The 1,104-nt window shown below is 35.8% G+C and carries 2 protein-coding genes; both read left to right on the forward strand.

Annotated features, from left to right (window positions below; genetic code table 11):
- Positions 1-781: MFS transporter (locus EKL98_RS16945; protein ID WP_126563234.1), on the forward strand; the 781-nt coding region annotated here is incomplete at its 5' end.
- A gap of 40 nt (positions 782-821) precedes the next feature.
- Positions 822-1,104, forward strand: a 283-nt coding sequence (locus EKL98_RS16950; RefSeq protein ID WP_148104469.1) for a hypothetical protein, incomplete at its 3' end; no start/stop codon positions are given.

A 1,104-nucleotide genomic window follows, 5' to 3' on the forward strand; every position in this document is an offset into this window, starting at 1 on the left:
ACCGGGATTGGCTTCCGGAATTATCATTATGTCTTTTGCTTTAGGTTCCTTATTGGCTTCTTTTTTAATTGGGCCTTTAATTGCTTCTATGGGATTATCAGGCGCTTTTGCCACACTTGGAATTGGCTACGGAATTTGCATGTTGTTGAGCGCATTATATTTGGCAAATCCTGAAAGTACGAGCACACCACACCACACTCATATCGATTTAACTCCAAAAGAAATCCTAACAGACAAACGTTTTATGGCACTTTGGTTATTGTTGTTCTTAAACGTTTGTGGCGGAATTGCCATCATCTCCAAAGCGGCTATTTTAGGGCAAGAAGTCGTGGGAATGTCGGCTGCACAAGCTACGATGTTTGTAGCTATCATTGGATTGTTTAATGGATTAGGACGTTTATTTTGGTCTAGTATTTCAGACAAAATAGGCTGTTGGACCACTTTTATGCTTTTTATCGGAATCAATGTGGTTTGTTTTGCTTTGATACCCAGTTTTTCGACCAATTCTATTTCTTTTCAAATTTTGACCTATGTCATTATTGCGGGTTATGGTGCTGGTTTTGCTACGATGCCTTCTTTTGTGAAAAGTATTTATGGAACTGAAAAATACGGACAAGTTTTGGGTTACATCTTGACAGCTTGGTCCGCTGCAGCTTTTGTAGGACCATTATTGTTGGGTTTGAGTACCGAAATTACTATTTTTTATTTATTCGCAGTACTATTAGTAATTGCTTTGGTGGTTGGAATGTGGCTGAAAAGGTTATTGGCTAAACCTATTTAACTTTGCTACTAAACAGAATATTTAATTATACTATATAAAAATGAAAAAAATCTATTGTTTTTTAATGTTTGCGATTATTACTTCTTCTTTTTCGCAAGAATCAGAAGGTAAGAAAGAGAATTTTAAACCCTATCACTCCATCAGCGGGTTGTTGAGTCATACGATGATTAAAGACGGAATTCGTGACGGTAAAACCGAATGGATTGCTTTTCCCTCTTTTGCTTTTGATTATAATTTTGTTTTCAATCCAAAATGGAGAATAGGTCTTCATAACGATTTAATTTTTGAAGATTTTATTGTAGAAAATAAGGACGGTAACGAAT

Source organism: Flavobacterium bomense (genome assembly GCF_003970355.1).